23 protein-coding genes are annotated in these 22,296 nt (G+C 33.0%); all 23 read right to left on the reverse strand.

Translation table 11 applies throughout. From position 1 onward, the window contains the following. Positions 1–37: 37 nt before the first annotated feature. Positions 38–1,384 carry a replication-associated recombination protein A gene (locus tag C5Q98_RS02365; RefSeq protein ID WP_106012130.1) on the reverse strand — a complete coding sequence of 449 codons (1,347 nt, stop codon included), beginning with the start codon at positions 1,382–1,384 and terminating at the stop codon, positions 38–40. A gap of 81 nt (positions 1,385–1,465) precedes the next feature. Next, on the reverse strand, positions 1,466–2,758 hold the full coding sequence (thiI, locus tag C5Q98_RS02370; RefSeq protein WP_106012131.1) for a tRNA uracil 4-sulfurtransferase ThiI: 1,293 nt from the start codon (positions 2,756–2,758) through the stop codon (positions 1,466–1,468). Between the two features lie 45 nt (positions 2,759–2,803). Further along, on the reverse strand, positions 2,804–3,940 hold the full coding sequence (locus tag C5Q98_RS02375) for a cysteine desulfurase family protein (protein ID WP_106012132.1): 1,137 nt from the start codon (positions 3,938–3,940) through the stop codon (positions 2,804–2,806). A 27-nt stretch (positions 3,941–3,967) separates the two neighbouring features. Further along, the gene (locus C5Q98_RS02380) at positions 3,968–4,372 is read right to left on the reverse strand and encodes a YraN family protein (protein ID WP_106012133.1); all 405 of its coding nucleotides are present in this window, start codon (positions 4,370–4,372) and stop codon (positions 3,968–3,970) included. Then, positions 4,372–5,031: a ribonuclease HII gene (locus C5Q98_RS02385; RefSeq protein WP_158695684.1), complete on the reverse strand. Its 660-nt coding sequence runs from the start codon at positions 5,029–5,031 to the stop codon at positions 4,372–4,374. The genes C5Q98_RS02380 and C5Q98_RS02385 overlap by 1 nt, the downstream gene beginning before the upstream one ends. 56 nt (positions 5,032–5,087) lie before the next feature. Beyond that, positions 5,088–5,990: a ribosome biogenesis GTPase YlqF gene (gene ylqF / locus C5Q98_RS02390; RefSeq protein WP_106012135.1), complete on the reverse strand. Its 903-nt coding sequence runs from the start codon at positions 5,988–5,990 to the stop codon at positions 5,088–5,090. Between the two features lie 219 nt (positions 5,991–6,209). Next, a complete protein-coding gene (gene rplS, locus C5Q98_RS02395; protein WP_106012136.1) occupies positions 6,210–6,575 on the reverse strand; it encodes a 50S ribosomal protein L19 in 366 nt (121 codons plus the stop codon). Positions 6,576–6,752: 177 nt separating this feature from the next. Further along, on the reverse strand, positions 6,753–7,583 hold the full coding sequence (gene trmD / locus C5Q98_RS02400) for a tRNA (guanosine(37)-N1)-methyltransferase TrmD (protein WP_106012137.1): 831 nt from the start codon (positions 7,581–7,583) through the stop codon (positions 6,753–6,755). Continuing rightward, the gene (gene rimM / locus C5Q98_RS02405) at positions 7,576–8,115 is read right to left on the reverse strand and encodes a ribosome maturation factor RimM (RefSeq protein WP_106012138.1); all 540 of its coding nucleotides are present in this window, start codon (positions 8,113–8,115) and stop codon (positions 7,576–7,578) included. The genes trmD and rimM overlap by 8 nt, the downstream gene beginning before the upstream one ends. A 148-nt stretch (positions 8,116–8,263) precedes the next feature. Beyond that, complete coding sequence (locus tag C5Q98_RS02410; protein WP_106012139.1) at positions 8,264–8,515, reverse strand: KH domain-containing protein; 252 nt, start codon at positions 8,513–8,515, stop codon at positions 8,264–8,266. Then, positions 8,515–8,760, reverse strand: a complete 246-nt coding sequence (gene rpsP, locus C5Q98_RS02415) for a 30S ribosomal protein S16 (protein WP_106012140.1) — start codon at positions 8,758–8,760, stop codon at positions 8,515–8,517. Before rpsP ends, C5Q98_RS02410 begins: the two co-directional genes overlap by 1 nt. Positions 8,761–8,813: 53 nt before the next feature. Continuing rightward, entirely contained in the window at positions 8,814–10,184 is a 1,371-nt protein-coding gene (gene ffh, locus C5Q98_RS02420; RefSeq protein WP_106012141.1) for a signal recognition particle protein, read from the reverse strand. 35 nt (positions 10,185–10,219) lie between these two features. Next, a complete protein-coding gene (locus C5Q98_RS02425) occupies positions 10,220–10,567 on the reverse strand; it encodes a sigma factor-like helix-turn-helix DNA-binding protein (RefSeq protein ID WP_158695685.1) in 348 nt (115 codons plus the stop codon). A 110-nt stretch (positions 10,568–10,677) separates the two neighbouring features. Further along, a complete protein-coding gene (locus C5Q98_RS02430) occupies positions 10,678–11,781 on the reverse strand; it encodes an IS30 family transposase (protein ID WP_106011825.1) in 1,104 nt (367 codons plus the stop codon). Positions 11,782–11,903: 122 nt separating this feature from the next. Then, positions 11,904–12,833, reverse strand: a complete 930-nt coding sequence (gene ftsY / locus C5Q98_RS02435; RefSeq protein ID WP_106012143.1) for a signal recognition particle-docking protein FtsY — start codon at positions 12,831–12,833, stop codon at positions 11,904–11,906. A 42-nt stretch (positions 12,834–12,875) separates the two neighbouring features. Next, the gene (smc, locus tag C5Q98_RS02440) at positions 12,876–16,466 is read right to left on the reverse strand and encodes a chromosome segregation protein SMC (RefSeq protein ID WP_106012144.1); all 3,591 of its coding nucleotides are present in this window, start codon (positions 16,464–16,466) and stop codon (positions 12,876–12,878) included. After that, complete coding sequence (gene rnc, locus C5Q98_RS02445; RefSeq protein WP_106012145.1) at positions 16,466–17,197, reverse strand: ribonuclease III; 732 nt, start codon at positions 17,195–17,197, stop codon at positions 16,466–16,468. The genes smc and rnc overlap by 1 nt, the downstream gene beginning before the upstream one ends. Before the next feature lie 83 nt (positions 17,198–17,280). Next, positions 17,281–17,526, reverse strand: a complete 246-nt coding sequence (acpP, locus tag C5Q98_RS02450) for an acyl carrier protein (protein ID WP_106012146.1) — start codon at positions 17,524–17,526, stop codon at positions 17,281–17,283. A gap of 119 nt (positions 17,527–17,645) precedes the next feature. After that, positions 17,646–18,236 carry a CDP-diacylglycerol--glycerol-3-phosphate 3-phosphatidyltransferase gene (gene pgsA / locus C5Q98_RS02455; RefSeq protein ID WP_106012147.1) on the reverse strand — a complete coding sequence of 197 codons (591 nt, stop codon included), beginning with the start codon at positions 18,234–18,236 and terminating at the stop codon, positions 17,646–17,648. A 58-nt stretch (positions 18,237–18,294) separates the two neighbouring features. After that, positions 18,295–18,828, reverse strand: coding sequence for a regulatory protein RecX (locus C5Q98_RS02460; protein ID WP_106012148.1), 534 nt, complete (start codon positions 18,826–18,828; stop codon positions 18,295–18,297). Next, complete coding sequence (gene recA / locus C5Q98_RS02465) at positions 18,809–19,984, reverse strand: recombinase RecA (protein WP_106012149.1); 1,176 nt, start codon at positions 19,982–19,984, stop codon at positions 18,809–18,811. Before recA ends, C5Q98_RS02460 begins: the two co-directional genes overlap by 20 nt. Before the next feature lie 132 nt (positions 19,985–20,116). After that, positions 20,117–21,421, reverse strand: a complete 1,305-nt coding sequence (locus tag C5Q98_RS02470; RefSeq protein WP_106012150.1) for a competence/damage-inducible protein A — start codon at positions 21,419–21,421, stop codon at positions 20,117–20,119. After that, positions 21,422–22,282: a bifunctional methylenetetrahydrofolate dehydrogenase/methenyltetrahydrofolate cyclohydrolase FolD gene (folD, locus tag C5Q98_RS02475; protein ID WP_106012151.1), complete on the reverse strand. Its 861-nt coding sequence runs from the start codon at positions 22,280–22,282 to the stop codon at positions 21,422–21,424. Between the last annotated feature and the right edge of the window lie 14 nt (positions 22,283–22,296).

Genomic DNA, 22,296 nt, shown 5'->3' on the forward strand with positions numbered 1-22,296 from the left:
TTAATTTCAATAAAAAAGTAGTTACATTCTACCATATTTACTCTTTATCTGCATATGCAGATTTATTGTTAGAGCTTGTATTTTTGTTTCGTCCTAGGCGTTGCTTAATGAAGTTTAATCTCTCGTTTATAGTTTTTTCGTACCCATTTTGTGTTGGTTCGTAATAAACTTTACCTTTTAATTTTTCTGGTAAAAACTCCATCTCAGCAATACTGTATGGATAATCATGTGCATATTTATATCCATTACTATAACCTAAATTGCTCTGCATCTCATCGATAGGAGCATTGCGTACTGCAAAAGGTATTTCACCAGTATTGCCAGATCGAACGTCTGCTAAAGCGCTATTAATGGCATTATAAGCTCTATTAGACTTAGGGCTAGTAGCAACTGCAATTACTGCTTCAGAAAGAATAATCCTAGCCTCTGGCATACCAATTCTGCTAACAGCTTCCCACGCTGAAACACAAATACTTAAAATTTGAGGATTTGCTAAACCTACATCTTCTGCAGCACAGATAACTATACGTCTACATATAAAATCTAGATCTTCTCCCGCTTCTAGCATTCTTGCTAAATAGAAAACTGCTGCATCTGGATCTGAACCACGCATAGATTTAATAAAAGCGCTAATAGTATCATAGTGCTCTTCCCCACCTTTATCGTAGCGGAGGGTTTTCTTTTGGACGCAATCCTCTATGATTTCTTTAGTAATAAATAAATTATTATCTGAGTCTGTGTCAGTGGTTTTGTAAGCTAGTTCTATTGCATTTAAGGCAGATCGAGCATCTCCATTACTTACATTTGCAAGAGAATCTAAAGCTTCAGGGTCTATATTAATAGTCAGACTAGGATCTTGTTCCTGCAGTTTATCTAAAGCATTTTGGACTATAGTTTTTACATTAGAGGCAGTTAAAGGATAAAGTTGAAACACTGTAGAACGAGAAAGTAAAGCTTTGTTAACTTCAAAATATGGGTTCTCGGTAGTAGCTCCAATTAGAATTAATGTACCATCTTCAACATGTGGTAACAAAGCATCTTGTTGAGCCTTATTAAATCTATGGATCTCGTCAACAAAGATTAGCATTCTACCACTTGGATTTAATAGATAGTTTTTGCTTTCATCAACTATCTCTTTTATGTCTTTAATTCCTGCAGTAACAGCATTAATCCTCTTGAAATTACTAGATGTTTCATTAGCTATAATCCTAGCTATAGAGGTTTTACCAGTTCCAGGAGGACCGAAGAGAATAATAGAGTTAATTTGATCAGCTTCTATCATACGACGTAAGAGCTTACCTTTGCCTAGTATGTGTTCCTGACCTACAAAATCATCTAAAGATTCTGGTGCCATTCTATAAGCTAATGGTTTATTGTTTCTCATAAATACCTCCTTCCCTTACAACTTTATAGTTTTTTAGTAGCCTTCTTTTTAGTTAGCTCGTACTACTGTAATTAATAGTTATTATTCATTAATACTAAGATTATCTAATTCATCCTTTTTGGATACAAGCAGAGTCTCGATTTTATTCATTCCATCTTCGACTAAAGCATCCATATCTAAGTTACGTTCTGCAAAAATAGCATCTTCAAGACTAGGTCTTGTCTTAGGGTGTTTGGCAACAAAAACTGTACAACAATCTTCATAAGGAAGTATAGAAGTTTCATAGGTTCCGATAAATTTAGCTAGGTTAACTGTCCAATCTTTGTCCATACCGATTAGTGGTCTATAAACTGGCATATTGCAGACTGCGTCAGTACACATAATAGCCTCAGCGGTTTGACTTGCTACTTGACCAAGACTTTCACCTGTGATCATGGCAGTACATTTTTGTTTTCTAGCTAATTCTTCTGCAATTCTAAACATAACTCTTCGCATGACTATAGTCATCATATCTGGAGAAACATTTTTCTTAAGAGTTATTTGAATATCAGTAAAGTCAACTATATGCATCTTAATTCGACCTGTGTACTCACTAACAATTCTAGCTAGTTCAATGACTTTTTCTTTAGCTTCGTTTGAAGTAAATGGGAAAGTATGGAAGTAAATTGCTTCTATTTCCATACCTCTAGAAGCCATTTGGAAACCTGCTACTGGGGAGTCAATTCCTCCTGATAGTAGTAACATACCCTTGCTACCGGTACCAACTGGTAGACCTTTTAAACCATCATGTTTTTCTGTATACATGTAGGCAGCATCTCTTATTTCGAGGTAGACTACAAAATCAGGTTCATGCACATCAACCGATAAATTTTGGTTGTTTCTTAAAATATGTGCACCTAGATTTCTTGATATTTCTGGAGACTCTAATGGGAAGTTTTTATTTGCACGCTTACTCTCTACTTTAAAGGTTTTGTATTTGCTATTTTTAGATAATTCTTTAGCTACCAATATATCAGCAGCTTTCTTCATATTATCAGTATTAGTTTCAAATTTAATGACTTTACTTGATGAAACTATTCCAAAGACCTTACAACTAATTTCTAAAGCTTTTTCAATATTGTGAGCTTCAGCAGCTTCACTATCTCGAGGTTCAATCCATATTCTACTTTGAGCAGAATATACTTTATAGTTTGCGATCTTTTTTACACGCCAAGATAAGTTACTAATAACCTTATCTACAAACTTGCGTTGGTTTAGTCCTTTAAGAGATATTTCTCCAACTCTAGCTAAAATAAGTTCTTGGTACTCTAGACCAGAGTTTTGATCAATTTGTGTATTAGCATTTGTGTTTAAATCTTTAGTAGTGTTTTCCATGTTCTTTCTCCATTATTATAAATTACTCTTTTATTATGTATTATTTTACATACCCCAGTCTATCATCTGTTGTATGACTTTACGCATAGCTTTAAGAAGTTCTTCAGCCTCTTCTATTGTGTTAGATGAATCTAAACTTATTCTTAGAGTACCTTCTGCTTGTTTCCTATCCATATTACAGGCAGTTAATACATGTGATACTGCTGCTGATTTAGCATTGCATGCGGAAGACGTTGATACGTAAACACCTTCAGATGCTAACATGTGAAGCAAGGTCTCTCCTCTATACTTAGGGAAACTTATACTTAAGATATGGGGTATTGCATTAGGAAAGTTTATAGTAGCTCCAAGACTTTTTAATTCAGGTACCAAGAAATCTCTAAGCTCTGAAACTTTAGTATTATTCTCTTCAAAGTTTGTATATATAGATTTAGCAGCTTCAGTCAGTCCAGATAATAATGGCCAGTCCTCAGTTCCACTTCTCCAACCATTTTGTTGTCCACCACCATGAATTAGTGCTTCAGGGTAAGTTTGAGATCTAATATAAAGCAGACCTGTACTTTTTGGTCCATGTATCTTATGACCACTAAATGAAGCAAGATCTATATCTAATGAATTAAGGTTTAATTCTACTTTGCCCCATGACTGTACTAAGTCGGCATGGATAAAAGCTTGTTCAGCATGTTCACGTACTATTTTAGATATTGCATTTAAATCTTGAACTACTCCAGTTTCATTATTGGTATGTAGTATTGATACAAGAAGAGTTTTGCTATCTAAATGAGATTTTAGTTCATCTAAGTCAAGTAGACCATCTTTATTAGGTTTAAGGAGCACAACTTCAGCTCCTTTAGCTTCAAGAAATTTTAGTGTATTTAGACTTGCATCGTGATCAGCGGCGGAGGCTATTATTTTGTTTAATCTATGACCATATTTAGTAAATAACCCCTTAAAGGCCATATTAGTGGACTCAGTAGCACCAGATGTCTGAATTAATTCGTCAGGAGTGCAATTGAGAGTTTTAGCTATTTCTATATACGCATTTTTTATTTTCTTTTCTACATCTTTTGCTGCATCATAAAGAGATGCTGGATTATAATAATCTCTTTCCATAGATTTACTTATAGTAGTTATAACTGAATCTAATGGTTTTGTCGTTGCAGCATGATCAAAATATGGCATCAAATGCCTCCCTTCTTAAGAGTAATCTTAATATAAATCCCAATTGAAAATTTCACAATTAACTATTTCTTGCTCATCGTTCCAGTCAACAGTTGCTGCTAATAATTGTTGTGGAATATCATTTTGATTTTGGTATGAAGCGAAATGATTCAAGGTTTTAATTACTTTAGCTTGTTTTTCGTGAGTAAATTGTGCTTTGTTTCCCCCAAAGCGGTCATTAATATTTCTAGCTTTTACTTCTGTAGCATATAATACACCCTCTTTAAAAGTGATTATGTCTATCTCGCCTACATTATGTACAAAATAATTATGAGCTAATATAACATGTCCGCTTGCTTTTAATTTTGAGGACACAAAACGTTCAGCCTTTATGAAAGCTTCTAAGTCATTTTTATTATATGTAAAAGCGAATCTTCTAAGTGCCTCTCCCATTAGTTATTACCTTTCTTCATATACCAAGACTTTAAAAAAGTTCTTCTGTGAACAGGACTTGGTCCGAATTTATCTAAAGCTTCGTAATGTTTCTTGGTACCATAACCCTTATGCTGAGCAAATCCATATTCTGGATATATTTCATCTATTTTAAGCATCTCTGCGTCTCGTGCAGTTTTTGCAAGTATAGAAGCTGCAGCAATACTATTGGAATTGGCATCACCTTTGATTAAACTTAGTTGCATTTCAGGTGCGAAGTCCTTTAATGTAACTGCGTCAGTCAAAATATAATCAGCTTTTGTGGATAATGAGTTTAAGGCATCAGTCATAGCTTTTTTTGTTGCTTCTAATATATTTAATTCATCAATACTCTCTGCTTCAACTTTAGATATAGACCAAGCTAGGGATTTTTCTTTAATCTCTATTTCTAATAAATTACGTTTTTTCTCAGATATCTTTTTTGAGTCATTTAACCCATAAATTTTTTCATTGGGGTCTAAAATTACAGCGGCGGCATATACAGGGCCTGCAAGTGGTCCTCTCCCCGCTTCATCTACTCCGGCTACATATGAGTATCCAGCAGCAATTAATTCGTTTTCATGAGTATTCATAATCTCGTAACGTTCAATATCTTTAATTTGAGTTTTTGTAAGAGGCATGAATGATATCATCTCCATTTGTTTATTTTGTATTGGTTAGTGAAAATCAAATTGATTTAATCAGCATCTAGTTCAGATAAATAATTAATATGCTCAAAATCATAGCTTATATCAGGTTGTTCTAAACTAATTCGCCCTATGGTTCCATTACGATATTCAGTTAGAAGCATTTTTGCGAATCTAGTTTCATCAACTTTACCGCCAGACATTATTGCTCCACGTTTACGAGCAGCTTCTAAATATATATCATATATGTGATTATCTAAATTATTTATCTTATAGCGCTGTATTAATTCTTCAGGATATGTAATAAGCAACTGCTTAAACAAAAAGTATGCGACTTCTTCTATGGGCAATAAAGAATCTTTGATGGCACCGGTTGCAGCTAGTCCTAATTTTTGTTCATAAGTTTCTAATTTTGGCCACAAAACTCCTGGCATATCTAATAGTTCTACGGATTGGTCATTACTTTTTATCCATTGAGGTCCACGAGTGACACCTGGACGGTTAGAAGTTTCAGCAGCCTTTTTTTGTGCAATGTTATTTATTAAGGTAGATTTACCTGTATTGGGAACACCTACTATCATGATTCTAAGTGGGATAAAACCTCGATTTGCTTCAGCTCTTTTTTTGAACTTATCTTCAACTAAAGCACTCGCCTCTTTTAGAATTTTATTGGCAGAATTATTATCTTTAGCCACACTTTCAATAGCGATAATGTTCTCTTCTCTAAGTTTATTTATCCAAGATTGAGTGACTTCAGGATCGGCAAGGTCAGCTTTGTTCAATATTAATATCCTATGAGTTTTATCGCCCAATAGCTTGCTTAATTCAGGATTTCTACTTGATCTAGGTATACGGGCATCGGAAGTTTCAATAACAACATCTACTTTAGCCATATGTTCTTTTATATTTCTAAGAGCTTTGGCCATATGGCCTGGGAACCAATTTATTTGCACTTGTTCTTCCTCCTTCTGTATCTAAATCTGCGTTCTAAAATAATAACATATTCGAGCTATATTTACTTTAATCTAGCACTCTAAATCCTTGTATAAATGTCATTTTTACCACAAAAAGTAACACAGCATAAACTATATTAATTTTGAGGATGAGTGATAAAGATGAAATAAAAAAAGGTTGCCCGTGAGCAACCCTTTTTGTATATCCTAAATTACTTACTATTTTTTAGTGTTTAGTTTTTCTCTTAGGCGGGCACCTTTACCAACACGATCACGTAAGTAGTATAGTTTAGCACGTCTGGTAACACCTTTACGAGCCACTTTTATATCGGCAATTTTTGGTGAGTGTACTTGTAAAATACGTTCTACACCGATACCGTATGCTAAACGTCTTACTGTAAATGTCTCTGTAAGACCTTTACCATCTTTAGCAATAACAGTACCTTCAAATACCTGAATTCGCTCACGAGAGCCTTCTGTGATTCTTAATGAGACGTGAACGTAGTCACCAACTTCGATTACTGGTAGATCAGTTCTTAATTGACTTTGTTCTACTGCCTTGATTAATTCGAATCTGTTAGCCATTTTGAAAATCCTCCTCTCCTCGCCGGACGTTCTTGATCAAAATATCAGCGGACCACCCTTAATTACAACTCCAAGAGTTTAACATTATATAAACAGTATTGTCAAACGCTTTTTGCCTTTATTTAAAGCTTTTAAGCTATATCTGTATACATTGAAATAAATGTAATATTATTGAAATTATTCAATATTATTATTCTTCCTAAAATTTGCTAGACCTTCTAAATCTTCATCTGATAAGTCCAATTTTTGGAATAAATCAGGACGCTTAGTTAATGTTTCATTTAATGCATCATAATACTTAAATTCAGCAATTAACTTGTGATTACCGGAAAATAAAACTTCCGGAACTTCTCGATTAAGCCAAGATCTAGGTTTAGTATATTGTCTAGATTCTAGTAAACCGTGATAATGAGACTCATCTTGCATCGCTTCAGCATCTGCCAAGAACCCTGTAAGCATTCTGCTACTTGCATCAATTATGGTTAAAGCACCGAGCTCACCACCTGATATAACAAAATCTCCTATAGATACTTCAAGATCTACACATTCATCTATGAATCTTTGGTCAACACCTTCATAATGTCCACAAATTAAAATTATTTGATCATATGTAGAAAATTCTTTAGCCATGTCCTGGTCAAAAACTTTACCTTTTGGTGATAAGAATATATTTAACCTTTTGCTTCTACTGCTATCTTCTGCTGATTTTAATGCCTGATACAAAGGTTCTGCACGCATCAACATGCCTCTACCACCCCCGTAAAGAGTATCGTCCACATGTCCATATTCATCTATTGCAAATTTACGAATGTCATGAATTTTGCAGCTTATTAAGTCTCGATCTTGAGCCTTTTTCATCATGCTGCTATTAACATAATTTGAAATGATTTCCGGGAAAAGAGTTAAAACATCAAATTGAATTTGTCCAGTTTTAGCGTCACTTGCTTCTGCACTTTTAGTTGAAGTTTCGCTATTTATAATAAGATTTTCAGAATCAAAGCTATTCATAAATTTCTAATAAACCCTTTGGTAAATCAAGTATGATAGTGCCATTTTCAAGGTCGACGGCTTCAGTATATTCTGGTATAGCTGGAACGAATAAATCTTTTTTACCTTGTCGTTTAATTACAAAAAGATCAGATCCAGCACCATCGATAATATCTGTAATTTCCCCCAAAACATTTTGAGAAGTATCTAAAACTTTCAAATTTAATAAGTCTGAAACAAAATACTCACCCTCAGATAAATCATATGACATATCACGAGTGATAGATAAATAAGAGCCTTTTAATTGCATAGCAACTTCCCTTACATCTATACCACTTAACTTAACTATGGTATTACCATGGCCACGCAAGTGCTCAATTTTGTAAGGACCAGTAATTTTGTCACGTTTACCTTCACTGACAATATAAACATGTTCAAGGTCACTTAAACGATCAGCTTTGTCTGATAGAATTTTGACTTTGAATTCACCTTTAATTCCATGAGCTCCAGTAATTGCAGCAACGTAAAATATATCTTCAGGATTAATATGCATAATCTGCTACTCTTCTTATCTTATTCTTTTGATTAATATATGGATAATTAAGCTATTTTCGCCTTATATAGCTAAAAATAAAATTAAGTTGTCTTAATTGTAAGAGCTATAAACTCTTACAATTAGATCAACTCAAATCCATAAAAAATTAGTCAATAATATTTACTGCAACACGTGCATCAATACGGCTTGCTTTAGCTTTAAGAATAGAACGAATTGCTTCAGCTCTACGTCCACCCTTACCAATAACTCTACCCATATCTTCTGGAGCTACTTTAAGTTCAAGCACAATTGTATTGCCATCTATAGTAGGGTTAATTTCAATGGAATCTACATCCTCGACTAAAGCCTCTGATAATGTTTGCAATAATGCTTGTAATTCTTTAGTTTTTTCTTCCATTATTCAATTACTCCTGATTTTTTCAATAATGCTCTAGCTGTATCTGTTGGTTGTGCACCATTAGCTAGCCATTTCTTTGCAGCTTCAGCATCAATATTGATTGCTGCTGGATCTACTAATGGATTGAATGTACCAATTTGCTCGATGTAACGACCGTCACGAGGTGCACGAGAATCAGCTACTACAACTCTATATTGAGGGTTTTTCTTTGAACCAACTCTTTTCAATCTGATTTTTACTGCCATTATTTTTTCCTCCTATTTAAATTTTTATAAACAATAATGTTAAATCTGAAAAACTAAAAACCACCTAAGCCTTTAAAAGGATTAAAGCCTCCAAAACCTTTGCGCTTCTTACCCTTTTTGCCTTTTCCGGTAATTCCCATCTTATTCATCATTTTCAACATTTCATCATATTGTTTAACTAGTTTATTAACTTCTTGCACAGTACGACCTGAACCACTTGCGATTCTTTTACGTCTACTAGCATTAAGTAATTTGACATCAGCTCTTTCAGCTGGAGTCATTGAGTAAATGATAGCTTTTGTATAGTCTAGTTGTCTGTCATCTACATCAATTTCGTTTAGTTGCTTGTTAGATATACCAGGTATCATACCAAGAATATTCTTCATTGGACCCATGTTTTGAATTTGATCAAGCATATCTACCATATCATCTAGTGTGAATTTATCTTCTTGTAATTTTGCTAAAGATTTTGCAGCTTTATCCTGGTCAATTTCTTGTGTTGCTTTTTCAATAAGTGAAAGTACATCACCCATACCAAGAATTCTTTGAGCCATTCTATCTGGATGGAATTCTTCTAGAGCATCAATTTTTTCACCAACACCAACAAATTTAATAGGCTTGCCAGTCATCTTGTAGATGGAAAGTGCAGCACCACCACGAGCATCACCATCTAACTTAGTCATAATAAATCCATCTAGACCAATTTGCTCGTTGAATGCATTAGCTACGTTTACAGCTTCTTGACCTATCATTGCATCAACAATAAGTAAACGCTCATCAGGATTTACAACAGAGTTTATTTCTTTAAGTTCATCCATCAATTCAGCATCGATAATAGTTCTACCGGCTGTATCAACAATTAAAACATCGCACATTAGATATTTGGCTCTATCTAATCCACGTTGTGCAATTTTAGCTGCATTTTTTTCTTCTGGTTCTATATATACAGGAACATTAATTTGTTCTGCTAATATCTTTAGTTGTTCTTGAGCTGCAGGTCTATGGGTATCTACTGAAACTAAGAAAGGTTTTTTGCCTTTTTTACTTAGAAATTTTGCCAATTTAGCAGCTGTAGTTGTTTTACCAGCACCTTGTAGACCATAGAGCATAATAGTAGTAAAACCGCTTGGGCTAAACTCAAGTTTGGTGCTACCTTCTCCAAGAATTGCTTCTAATTCTTCGTTAACTATTTTAACTATCTGTTGTCCTGGAGTAAGGCTGCTTAGGACTTCCTCACCTTTTGCTTTTTCAGCAATTACTTTAGTGAATTCTTTGACAACTTGGTAGTTAACATCAGCCTCTAGGAAGGCTACTCGTATCTCTTTTAGCATTTCTTTAATATCTTGCTCAGTAACCCTGGACTTGCCACGGAATTTAGCTGTTAAATCTTGTAGTCTATCTGATAAGCTATCAAAAAGTGCCATTTTACCCTCCTCCTTAGAAACTTTTTTCTGTTTTTCTAATTATATTGATTTAGTGTTTGTTCTATTAAAGAAATAGCATCAGTATTAAGATTTTTCTCAATTAAATCTTTTACTTGTTCCAAAACATTAGCTTGTTTCTTTAATGTTTTATTCATAGCTAAAACTTCTTCATAGTGTTCTAATTTTTTAGTACCTAGTTTCAAGCTATCATATACAGCTTGCCTAGTTATGCCTAAAATTTCAGCTATTTCAACTATTGATAAATCTTCATTTAAATATGAATTTATAACCTCTCTACTTCTGTCAGGTAAAAGTTTACCGTATAAATCAAATAGTAAAGTAATTCTTGTCATATCAAATAATTTTTGCTCTGATTTATCCATGAAGTATATTCTACTAAAAATAAAAAGCATGTCAAGTGTTTTTACTTGACATGCTACAAATTGTAAAGTGCAACATAAACTGAAATTGTTTTTTGTACAATGTTAATTGTTTACGCTATGGCTAAATATTTACTATTTGCACTGTTTCCTTCTAATACTTTCCTTGGGTAACTATTAATAAATTCCTCTAATTTATTTATTTCTCTCTGTGGTATATCTTTTAGTTTTGTACCTTTAGGAATAAAATATCGGATAAATCCATTTAGATTTTCATTGCTTCCTCGCTCCCAAGATGAGTATGCATGCGCATAATAAACACTAGTTCTATATTTCTCACTATGTATAGATTTTTCCATGCTTTTCCAGTCTTGAAACTCTGCTCCATTATCTACCGTTATACTCTTAAACTTTTCTCTAAATGCTCTTGCTCCTAGTTTTCTTTCTATAGCATTAAGCTTCTTTACTACAGATTCTTGTCTTTGCGTATTTATCTTTAAAATAATGCATTCTCTTGTACATCGATCTACAAGTGTCAATAAACAAGTCCTATCTCCCTTACTAGACTCTATACAATCCATCTCCCAGTGCCCCGTCTCTGTACGCTCTTCTATAGCTTTTGGTCTATGGTTTATTCTCTTCTTATCTGGTGGAGATAAGCGCTTTTCTATATAGCGTTTTCTTTGTCTAGGTTTATTTCCTTTACGTGGAAGGTCTTTCATTGTTACTTCTAGGAAGACTTCTTTTTCTACATAGTTGTAAATAGTTCTAGTACAAAGTCTTTTATCTGTAGGCCAGCCAACTCTGTCAAAATACATTGTTATTGCTGCTGGAGAGAATTTAAGATTATTTATTCTATTCATCTCTTTTCCTATTAGCATGTTTTCTATTATTTTGGCTAATATATGGTCGTTACTAATCTTTAAAGATGGTCCTTTATTACTCCAAGTTTTTTCTACTGTTTTCTGAGCTACTACAGAGGAATATGCTGTGTATTCTTCTAGCATAGAATTCTTTTGTTTGACTTTACCGCGTTTTAGTTCTCTAGATAGAGTTGCTTCACTCCAGCCTAATATCTTTGCTAACTCTTTTTGATTTAATTTATCTTTTTTAGGTCGCTTCAAATTCTCATTATATAAATACTCTAGATGCTTTCTATCTTCTATTGTTAAATGCTGACCTGCTTCTCTTTTCCTGATATAATGTAATTGGCTCATACGATCCTCCTTTGTTTCGTTTTTCCAATTAACATTGTACAGGATTGTTTGAGCCTTTATTATTTCAGTTTATTTTACAACTCGCCTGACATGCTACAAATATTTAAATTAAAAAATTTACATTAAGAATTTTTTACCCAATCATCTGGTAGTAAAGAATCGATAAAGAAATTTGGATCAAATTCGACTAAGTCCTCTGCCTGTTCACCTAAACCAGCAAAATAGATTGGTGTTTTAACTATATCGCTAACTGCTATAACAACCCCACCTTTGGCACTACCATCTAGTTTAGTAATAATGAGTCCAGTCACGTCAACTATTTCCTTGAAAATATTAGCTTGAATGACAGCGTTTTGACCACTAGTAGCGTCTATAACTAATAAAGTTTCTACATTAGCTTCTGGAGCTTCTCTGTCCACTACACGACGAATTTTAGCTAGCTCGTCCATTAGATTTTTCTGATTATGCAGTCTTCCGGCGGTGTCTACTATCAATATATCTGACTTTCTTGCTTTGGCAGAGCTTATAGCATCATAGACAACAGCAGCAGGATCATTGCCTTCTTTTTGTGAGATTAATGGTGTGTTTGTTCTTCTGGTCCACTCTTCTAATTGTTCTATAGCTGCAGCTCTAAAAGTGTCAGCAGCGCACATTAGTACAGACTTACCTTCATTTTGATAACGGTAAGCAAGTTTAGCGGCTGAGGTAGTTTTACCAGTTCCATTCACTCCCACCATTATTATTATATTTAATTTACCATCTTCAATTTTTAAGGTTTCCTTTTCCCCCAGTATCTCGCTAAGATTATTCTTTAGAGTACGAAGTACGAAGTCACTTTTATTATTGGCTTTAGCTTTCATTTCAGATTTTAAATTTGAAATAACCTTATCAGTTGTAGTTACTCCCATATCAGAAGCAATCATCAACATTTCAAGTTCATCAATTTCCTCTTCGTTGAAAACACCAAAGGCTGCAGCAATACTATTAAATGTATCGCCAATAAAATCTCTGGTTTTTTTTAAACCATTTTTAAATTTATCAAATAATCCCATAGTTTCTCCTATCAATTATCCTATCTTGTTTAATATCTTTTGTTAATCTAAATCTAATCCAGCAAGCTGAACATTTTTATCAAGATTTAAAGAAATAACTTTTGAAACACCTCGTTCAGGCATAGTAATTCCATAAATTGTATTTGCTGACTCCATTGTTCCTCTTCTATGTGTAACTAATACATATTGGGTTTCTTTGGAGTGACGGCTAATATAATCTGCAAATCTAAAAATATTGGCCTCATCCAATGCAGCTTCAACCTCATCTAGCACACAGAATGGAGCAGGATTCAACTTTTGTATAGCAAATAAAAGTGCAATGGCTGTTAAACAGCGCTCTCCACCAGATAAGGAAAGGATGTTTTGGACTTTCTTTCCTGGAGGTGAAGCAATAATATTTATCTCACTATTTAGAATATCGTTTTCCTCGCTTAAGCTTAATTCGGCAAAGCCTCCAGCGAATAGTTCTTTAAACACAGTATTAAATTGCTCATTAATAAACTTAAAAGCATCAGAAAATTGATTTTTCATCTTGTCGAGAAGATACTTAATCAATTCTTTAAGATCTTTTGCTGCTAACTCAACATCTTCTTTTTGTTTAAGTGTAAATTCATAACGCTCATTAACAGACTTGCTTTCTTCAATTGCTTGGATGTTAACTTCACCTAAACTTTTAATTTGTTTGCGTAGTTTATCAATAGATGTTTTAGTACTATCTAAATCAAGATCATCTCTATACCATTTGTCCTTGTCGGCAAAAGTTAGATTGTATTCTTCCCAAAGCTTAGAACGTTGATCCATTAAGTTGGTTTTATTGTTCTCTAGTTTTTGTTCTAATCTACCTTGTTCCTGGCCGAGTTTGGTCAGGTAGGAACTGACAGTATTAAGATTTTCACTACTGCTTTCAATGCTATTGTTGGCAAGTTCAAGATCAGCCTTAAGTTTCTCTATTTCTTCTAGTAATTTTTCTTCAACACTGGTTTTCTCAGTTAATTTGTTGTTTTCTTCGACTATCAAGCTATCTAGTTCAATGCTTCGGTCAGCATTACGTTGCTGTGTAGTGTTTTGTTTTTCTATAGAATTCAGCAATTCACTTTGCTCTGCAGTTAAACGTTTGAGTATAAGCTCATTTGAGTTTTTTTGTTCATTTAACTTTGCAAATTGAACTTCAACTTGTGACTTAAGAATAAACAAATCTTCTTGCTCTGCTTTTCTTTTATCGAGATTTGCTTCAAGGATTTCTAGTTTTTCTTGGATATCTTTAGAGTTGGATTTTAAGACATCCATTTCTGCAAACTTCTGGTTAAGATCACTTGATTGGGTAGATTCTTGCTCTGCAATATGATTCAAGTCACTTTGATTTTGCGCAAGTTGTGAATCTATTTTTGCGATAGATTCTTGGTTTTGTTCGATTCTTAAATTAATTTCGAATAGTTTATCTTTTTCAGAATCTATACTATTTTTTAAACCTTCTAATTCATCTTTGTTTTTTTCAAACTTTAAAGTGCTGTTTTGAATTTCTTCGCTCAAAGTATTTAATTCTTTTTCATTCTTTGAAATTAAGAATTTGAGATCACTAATAACACGTTTACGACCAAGTAAACTAGATGTCTGATTATTAGATTTATTAGAGCCACCACTCATTGATCCACCGGTATTCATTAAGTCTCCGTCTAAACTTACTATTCTTACTTTAAAACCAGTAGATTTAGCCATATTAACAGCATTTTCTAAAGTATCAGCAACTACCGTCCTACCGAGTGAATAGCTGACAACATTATCAATTTTGCTATCATAGCTAATAACATCACTAGCGAGTCCTAGATAGCCTTTTAAACGACTTACTTTGTCTAGTAGATGATCTTGAATATCATTTGCATGTATTTGATTAATTGGTAAAAATGTAGCTCTACCGAGTTTATCTTTTTTCAAAATATTAATCATTTCTTGGGCGTCACGCTCAGTTTCAACAACTATATTTTGACTGCTAGCACCTAAAGCATTTGAAATTGCAGTTTCATATTCTTTTGGAACTTTTAACAAACTTGCGAGTGGGCCAAGCACGGAGGTATGACTATCTTTAATTTTATTCATTAAATTTTTAACAGTATAACTATATCCTTCATAGCTGTTTTGTAAGCTTTCTTGAGTACTTAATTGGTATTTACTTTCATTTAAGCTATTTTGAATGTTGTTAGCTGCAGTTATTTTGGCGTTTAAGTTATTCTCGAATTGCTCTTGTTCAATAGTTAATTCATTAAGTTTATTTTGAATTTCTTGAATAACATTATTAAGTTCAGTTTTATCAACATTTAACTTAGAGAATATACTCTCTAAATCTGCTAGTTCATTCTTTAGAGTTTCTTCCTCTTTATGTAAGATAAGTTTATGCTGTTTTAAAACTTCCTGATTTGTTAAATCATTTTGTAGATTTTTTTCTGCTATAGAAATCTTTGCTGTGATCTCGTTTAATTGACTCTTAAAAGCAGTAATTTCTGCAATATCATTTTTAGAAGCACTTTCTAAAGCACTTAGTTTAGAGCTTTTTTCTTGGAAATTATTTGATGTAGTATCAATTTCTAGGTTGATACCAGAGAGAAATTCTTCAACTTTAAGTACCTCTTCTTCAATATCTTTTAGTCTAAGATTAGCAGACTCATTATCAGCAACTTGCTCTTCATTCATAGTGGTTATGCTGTTTAACTCTTGTTGGTAAAGTGCAAGTGCTTGTTTAGAATTACTTATAATAGATCTATTTTCATCAAGATTATTATTTAGTCCAGATATTTGGTGATTCAGTAGTTGAATTTGCTCCCTGCTTGTAGCAGATTCCTCTAGAATCTTATTCTTCTCAATTTCTGCTAATTCAATATTTTGAGCATTAGACTTGATAGAATCTTCCAAATTTTTCTGAATTTTCTCTTGATTCTCAATTAAATAATAAAGATATGCTAAATCTAATTCCTTAAGTTCTTCTCTTAAGTTTAGATATTTATGTGCTTTTTTTGCTTGTCTTTCTAACGGTTCCTTCTGTTTAGAAATCTCAGCTAGAATGTCATTTATTCTTATTAAATTTTGTTCAGTGTGTTCCAGTTTTCTACTGGCTTCTTGATGGCGTAACTTATATTTGCTTATACCACTAGCCTCATCAAGCATTTTTCGGCGAAGATCAGATCGGCCACTAAGAATGCTATCAACACGACCTTGACCTATCATTGAGTAACCATCTTTACCAATACCGGTATCTAAAAATAGTTCAGTTATATCTTTCAATCTACATACATTATTATTTAAAAGATATTCGCTTTCTCCATTTCTATAAATACGTCTAGTAACATGAACTTCAGGATATTCAATATCAATACTATGGTCAGAATTATCCATGACAAGGGTTATTTCAGCAAATGATAAAGCTCTCTTATTTTCGGTACCTGCAAAGATTAATTCATCCATCTTATCAACACGCAAATTCTTGCTGGATTGTTCACCAAGAACCCAACGAATAGCGTCAGTAATGTTGGATTTACCACTACCGTTAGGACCAACAACTGCAGTAACTCCCTCATGGAATTCAATTACCGTTCTGTCATAAAATGATTTAAATCCTTGCAAAATAAGAGATTTTAATTTCATTAATTATCTTTCTCCTTAATCTTATACTCATTCAGAAAGTTACGAGCAGCACTTTGTTCTGCCATTTTTTTTGAATTAGCTGAAGCTGGAGTATACCTTATTCCTTTATATTCAACAGAAATTGTAAATGTTTTGTCATGTGCAGGTCCTGTTTCAGACAGTAAGACAAAAGCAACTTGAGGCAGATTCTCTTCTGCTTGTAGAACTTGATAAAGTTTGCTTTTATAGTCATAAACTAAATCACCAGATTTAGCATAATCATAAATCTGACTTAACACATTATTGACGAAACTCTTACTAGCTTCCCAACCGCCATCAATAAATATAGCGCCTATAATTGCTTCCATTGCGTCTTCAGAATTTGAAGATTTGTCTCGACCGCCAGTTTTCTCCTCACCTTGTCCAAATCTTAAATGATTTTGTAAACCAATAGATCTAGCAACTTTTACTAAACTCTCTTCTCTAACTGTTAAGGATCTAATTTTAGTCATTACTCCCTCAGCGAAATTAGCTTCATCAAGGTAAAGTTTTTCAGAAATAATAGCTTCAAGAACAGCATCCCCAAGGAACTCTAATCTTTCATTATCTTTTGTTGTTGGGTCATTACTTTCGTTAGCGAATGAAGAATGAGTTAAAGCTTCAACTAATAAATTTATATTATTAAATTCGTAGGAAAGATATGTTTTTGAAAAATTCTTATAATTATCAATTTCCTTTTTAGACAAAGACATTTTCTATTCAGCTCCTACAAAAATTTGTTAAAAAAGCGCCTCTATTAAAGGCGCTGTCTCAATACATAATAATCTAATAATGATTAATTGTAAAAGTTATCTTTAATATAATTTACAACGTCTGCTACAGTTGAAATCTTTTCTGCATCCTCATCTGGAATTGAAACTTCAAACTCTTGTTCTAAAGTCATGATTAACTCAACTATATCTAGAGAGTCAGCATTTAAATCATCAATGAAGCTAGCTTCCATTGTAACCTCTTCAGGTTCAACACCTAATTGGTCTACTAAGATATCTTGTACTTCTTTAAATATTTCTTGTTGTGTCATTTTATATCCTCCTGTGAATAACTATTAGGTTAAATAGTTATTATCCTTGTTAAATACTATATATTATAAATGTGAACAAAATATAATGTTTTGATACAATTTAAGATTCTAACAGAAAATTATTCAGTGAGTACTGACTTATTATCAGTAATGTATGTTAAACCTGATAAAATTGTGACAATTACAGTTATAACAAGTGAAACATTAATTAATAGAGTTAAAGTACTAGTAAAAGCATTAATACCAATATTTACTATCAAAATATGTTCAATCATCAAGGCAATTATAACTACCATCTGTAGTGTGGCTTTTATTTTCCCAAACATTTTTGCAGATACAATCACCCCATTGCTAGCAGCAATGGTTCTAACTCCAGTAACAATAAATTCTCTAAATAATATGATGATAGGAACCCAAGCAGTTAATCTACCAAGAGCTGCAAATGCAATAAAAGCTGAAATAACTAATAATTTATCTGCAATAGGATCTAAAAACTTACCTAAATTAGTAACTAGATTTCTCTTCCTTGCGATATTGCCATCAAAAAAGTCGGTTAAAGATGCAACAATAAATATTATAACTGCAAAAAACATTCCATATTTGTTTAAAAAGTTATTCCAAGAATCAGCACCAGAAATAGGTATCATAAAAATTAACATAAATGGTATTAGTATAATTCTGAATGTAGATAATTTATTAGGTAAATTCATAATAAAACCTCTCTAAAAAGTTATGTAATTATAATACTACATATCAGAAATATTAGTTTCACTTATTAGCATATTGATTTAAAAAGTTAATACAAAAATCATCAGTGAAGCCTCTATTATTAGCTTTTCTAACTAATTTAACTTTTAAATTATATTTTTCATTTGGCTCTTCAGTATCAACATATTCTTGAAACAAAGAAGAAAATTTATTGGCAAAAAGCTCAGCTAATAAAACTTTATCACTAACATTACTTTGTAAATAAGTTTCAATTATATCCTCTTTAATGCCAAGGTTTTTCATTCTTCGTCTAAGAGCGAGATGACTCTCTGCTTTAGAATTACGTCTGGATTTTATAACAAATTCAGCCATCTCGTTATCAGATAGATAGCCATCTATATCAAGTTGTTGTAGAACTTCATCAATAATATATTTAGGGAAATTATCAGCTGCTAGTTTTTTCTGGCATTGTCCTGTACTTCTAGTACGTAATGCTAGATACTGAATAGCAGCTGTTCTACATTTACTTAATAATTCTTGTTTTTCTGTATCTTCATCAGATTTTTTTATTTGATTATAATCCCAGTATATCATCGATTAGATCTTCTTCGCTCTTGCCTTGTCCATCAGGAACTTCAAAGTTATCAATATCTTCTGTGTTTGTAGAAGCGTCAGAATCATCATCTTCTTCAAAATCATCCAAGTCATCTTCAAGAATTCCGTAAGCTATTCTAACTTTTGTTGATATTTCTTCAAGAATTTCTGGATTTTCTTTAAGCCAATTAATGCTGTTTTCTCTACCTTGAGCTATTTGCTCATCGTTATATGAGTACCAGGAACCAGATTTTACAATAATATCTTTCTCCACTGCAAGGTCAACAATGTCACCAATTTGAGAAATACCTTCACCATAGATTAGGTCGAACTCAACTTCCTTGAAAGGAGGTGCCAATTTGTTTTTTACAATTTTGACTCTAGTTCTATTACCGTAAGCATCTTTACCATTCTTTAAGGTATCAATTTTACGTACATCTAGACGAATTGAGGAGTAGAATTTCAAGGCACGTCCACCTGGAGTTGTTTCAGGACTTCCGAACATGACACCTACTTTCTCACGCAATTGGTTAATAAAGATAATTACAGTTTCAGACTTGCTAATTATACTTGTCAATTTACGAAGTGCTTGAGACATAAGTCTAGCTTGCAAACCGATATACTGATCACCCATTTCACCATCAATTTCTGCTCTAGGAACAAGTGCTGCAACAGAGTCAATAACAATTACATCAATGGCTCCACTTCTTACAAGTGCTTCAGCAATTTCTAGGGCTTGCTCTCCGTTATCTGGTTGAGAAACAATTAGATTGTCAATATCAACACCTAGTTTTTCTGCGTAACTAGGATCTAATGCGTGCTCCGCATCGATAAATGCAGCAGTACCACCCATCTTCTGAGCTTCAGCAGCTACATGCAGCGCTACTGTGGTTTTACCAGATGATTCAGGACCATATATCTCAATAATTCTACCAGTAGGTAATCCACCTATACCTAGAGCTACGTCTAATGAGAGAGATCCAGTTGGGATTGTTCTTATTTCACTTGGATTAGTATCATCACCTAGTCTCATGACAGACCCTTTACCAAATTGTGTTTCAATTTTCTTAAGAGCAGCGCTAAGTGCTTTATCTCTCTCTTCAAAAGCTATGTTACTAACTTCTTCTGTGGATTTACCTTTTTTCTTTTTAGCCATGTGTACCTCCATTACTTATCGAACAATTGTTCTTATTTTACTATAAGTATTTTTATTATACAAGCGAATAATTTCTATTATTTCTACAAATAGTTACAAAAGTACTACAAATACAACAATTATAATTATCCTTTAGTCTTCTAGAAAAGACTTTAATAAAAGATAGTAAGCAGATTGACAAGCTTTATTTCTAATTTTTTGTCTATCACCAGTAAACTTGAACTCTTCAACAATATCTTTATGCCTACTAGAAATAGCTATATAAACTAAGCCGACTTCCTTCCCTTCGCTTGGATTTGGACCAGCATTGCCGGTAATTGCTATACCAAAATCAGAATTAAATCTTAATTTAGCGTTAGTAGACATTGCTAATGCAGCTTCATTGCTTACAGCTCCATGTTCTGCAATTAAAGATTCAGGAATTCCAAGCATCCTAACTTTAATATCATTATTATAGGTAACCATGCCTCCTAAGAGAACTTCTGAGGCCCCACTAATATCTGCTATTTTTGAACTTGCTAGTCCAGCTGTACAACTTTCCGCAAAAGCTATTGTTTGCTTATTTTCCATTAATTTATTAAAAACAGTTTCTACTAAATTATAAGAATCTTTACTGAAAATATAATTACCTAACCTAGATTCAACTATTTTCACAGTGTCATATAATTCTTGTAAGTCAGAAGTTCTTTTATGTTTATATGATACTCTAATAACTAATTCATCAGGGAAAACATAGGTAGCAACACTAGGATTTTGCTTTGTAGAAATATCTTCTAGAGCCAAGAATGCAACTGATTCACTTAATCCAAAAGCTCTTAAATAGACATTTTCAATATCATATTCACTGTGCTCTTTAATAAATTTCTCAGCATAGTTTTCGAACATAAAAGTATTTTCTTTTGGTGGTCCAGGTAAAAGCATAATTAAGTTATTAGCTCCAGCAGCTAGATCTGCATTCTTATTTTTCATAATAACTCCAGGAGCGGTGCCTTTATCATTCGGGAGAATAATAGACTCTTCAGGAACATAGACTTGTTTGTAATTAAGATTTTTATTATCTATATCGATAATACCGTTACTCTCTAAGTAATAATTTAATTTTTCTAATTCACTTTCTGAAATAACTAATTTGTTGTTTGTTAATTTACTCGCTACTTCAAGAGATATATCATCGGCAGTAGGTCCTAAACCACCAGTGATAATAACTAAATCAGCTCTAGATAAAGCTAATTTTAGGGTTTCTATCAAACGTATTTCATTATCGCCTACTGATTGTTGGAAGTAACAATTAATACCTAGATTAGATAATTTCCTAGCCAAGTATTGGGCATTACTATTAAGCACTTGTCCAAGTAGTATTTCAGTGCCTACCGTTATGATCTCAGCAGTTTCTATCTTGAAATCTTTATCTACAAGTAATTCATTATCATTATTCATTTAAAGATTCTCTCTTCGTAAATAGCAATTTAAAGTATTACTTAACAGCATAGCTATTGTCATAGGTCCTACTCCCCCTGGTACAGGAGTTATTGCATTAACTTTAGGTTCAACAGAGGCGAAATCAACATCTCCAGTTATTTTTCGTCCACCTAGCCTATTAATCCCGACATCAACAATACATGCATTTTCTTTAACCATATCTGCTGTTATGTAGTTTGCCTTTCCTATGGCAACTATTAAGATATCTGCTGATTTAGTAAATTCACTTAGATTGTGTGTGTGTGAGTGACATACTGTAACAGTTGCATTTTCTCGTAAGAGAAGTTGAATTAAAGGCTTACCAACTATATTACTTCTACCGATAATAACAGCATGTTTTCCATCAATTTCAATGTTGTTGTTTTTTAATAAGTGAATTATTCCATTGGAAGTACAAGCGATTGGTGCATCTTCACCTAGACTCAATTTCCCTACATTTATAGGATGCAATCCATCAACATCTTTTTCAGGATTAATAAGGTTTAACAGGTCTTTTTCATGCTTTTTTAAAGATTCTGGTAATGGTAATTGTAATAAAATACCATCAACACTATCATCATTATTCAAATCCTCAATAGCTGATTTTACATCTTCAAAACTAGAATTATCAGGAAGGTTAATTGTTTTAGACTCAAAAGCACACTCAGTTGCAGCTTTTTCTTTTCTTCCTACATATATCAATGATGCAGGATCTGCTCCAACTAATATTACTGCAAGTTTAGGAGGTCTTTTACCTGAAGCTCTTAATTGCTCAGCTTTCTTGAGCAAGTCATCTTTTATTTTTCTTGATAAAATTTTTCCGTCCAATAAAACAGCCATTAAATTAACCTCTT

Origin of the sequence: Fastidiosipila sanguinis (assembly GCF_002998295.1) — a bacterium.
GTDB lineage: Bacteria > Bacillota > Clostridia > Saccharofermentanales > Fastidiosipilaceae > Fastidiosipila > Fastidiosipila sanguinis.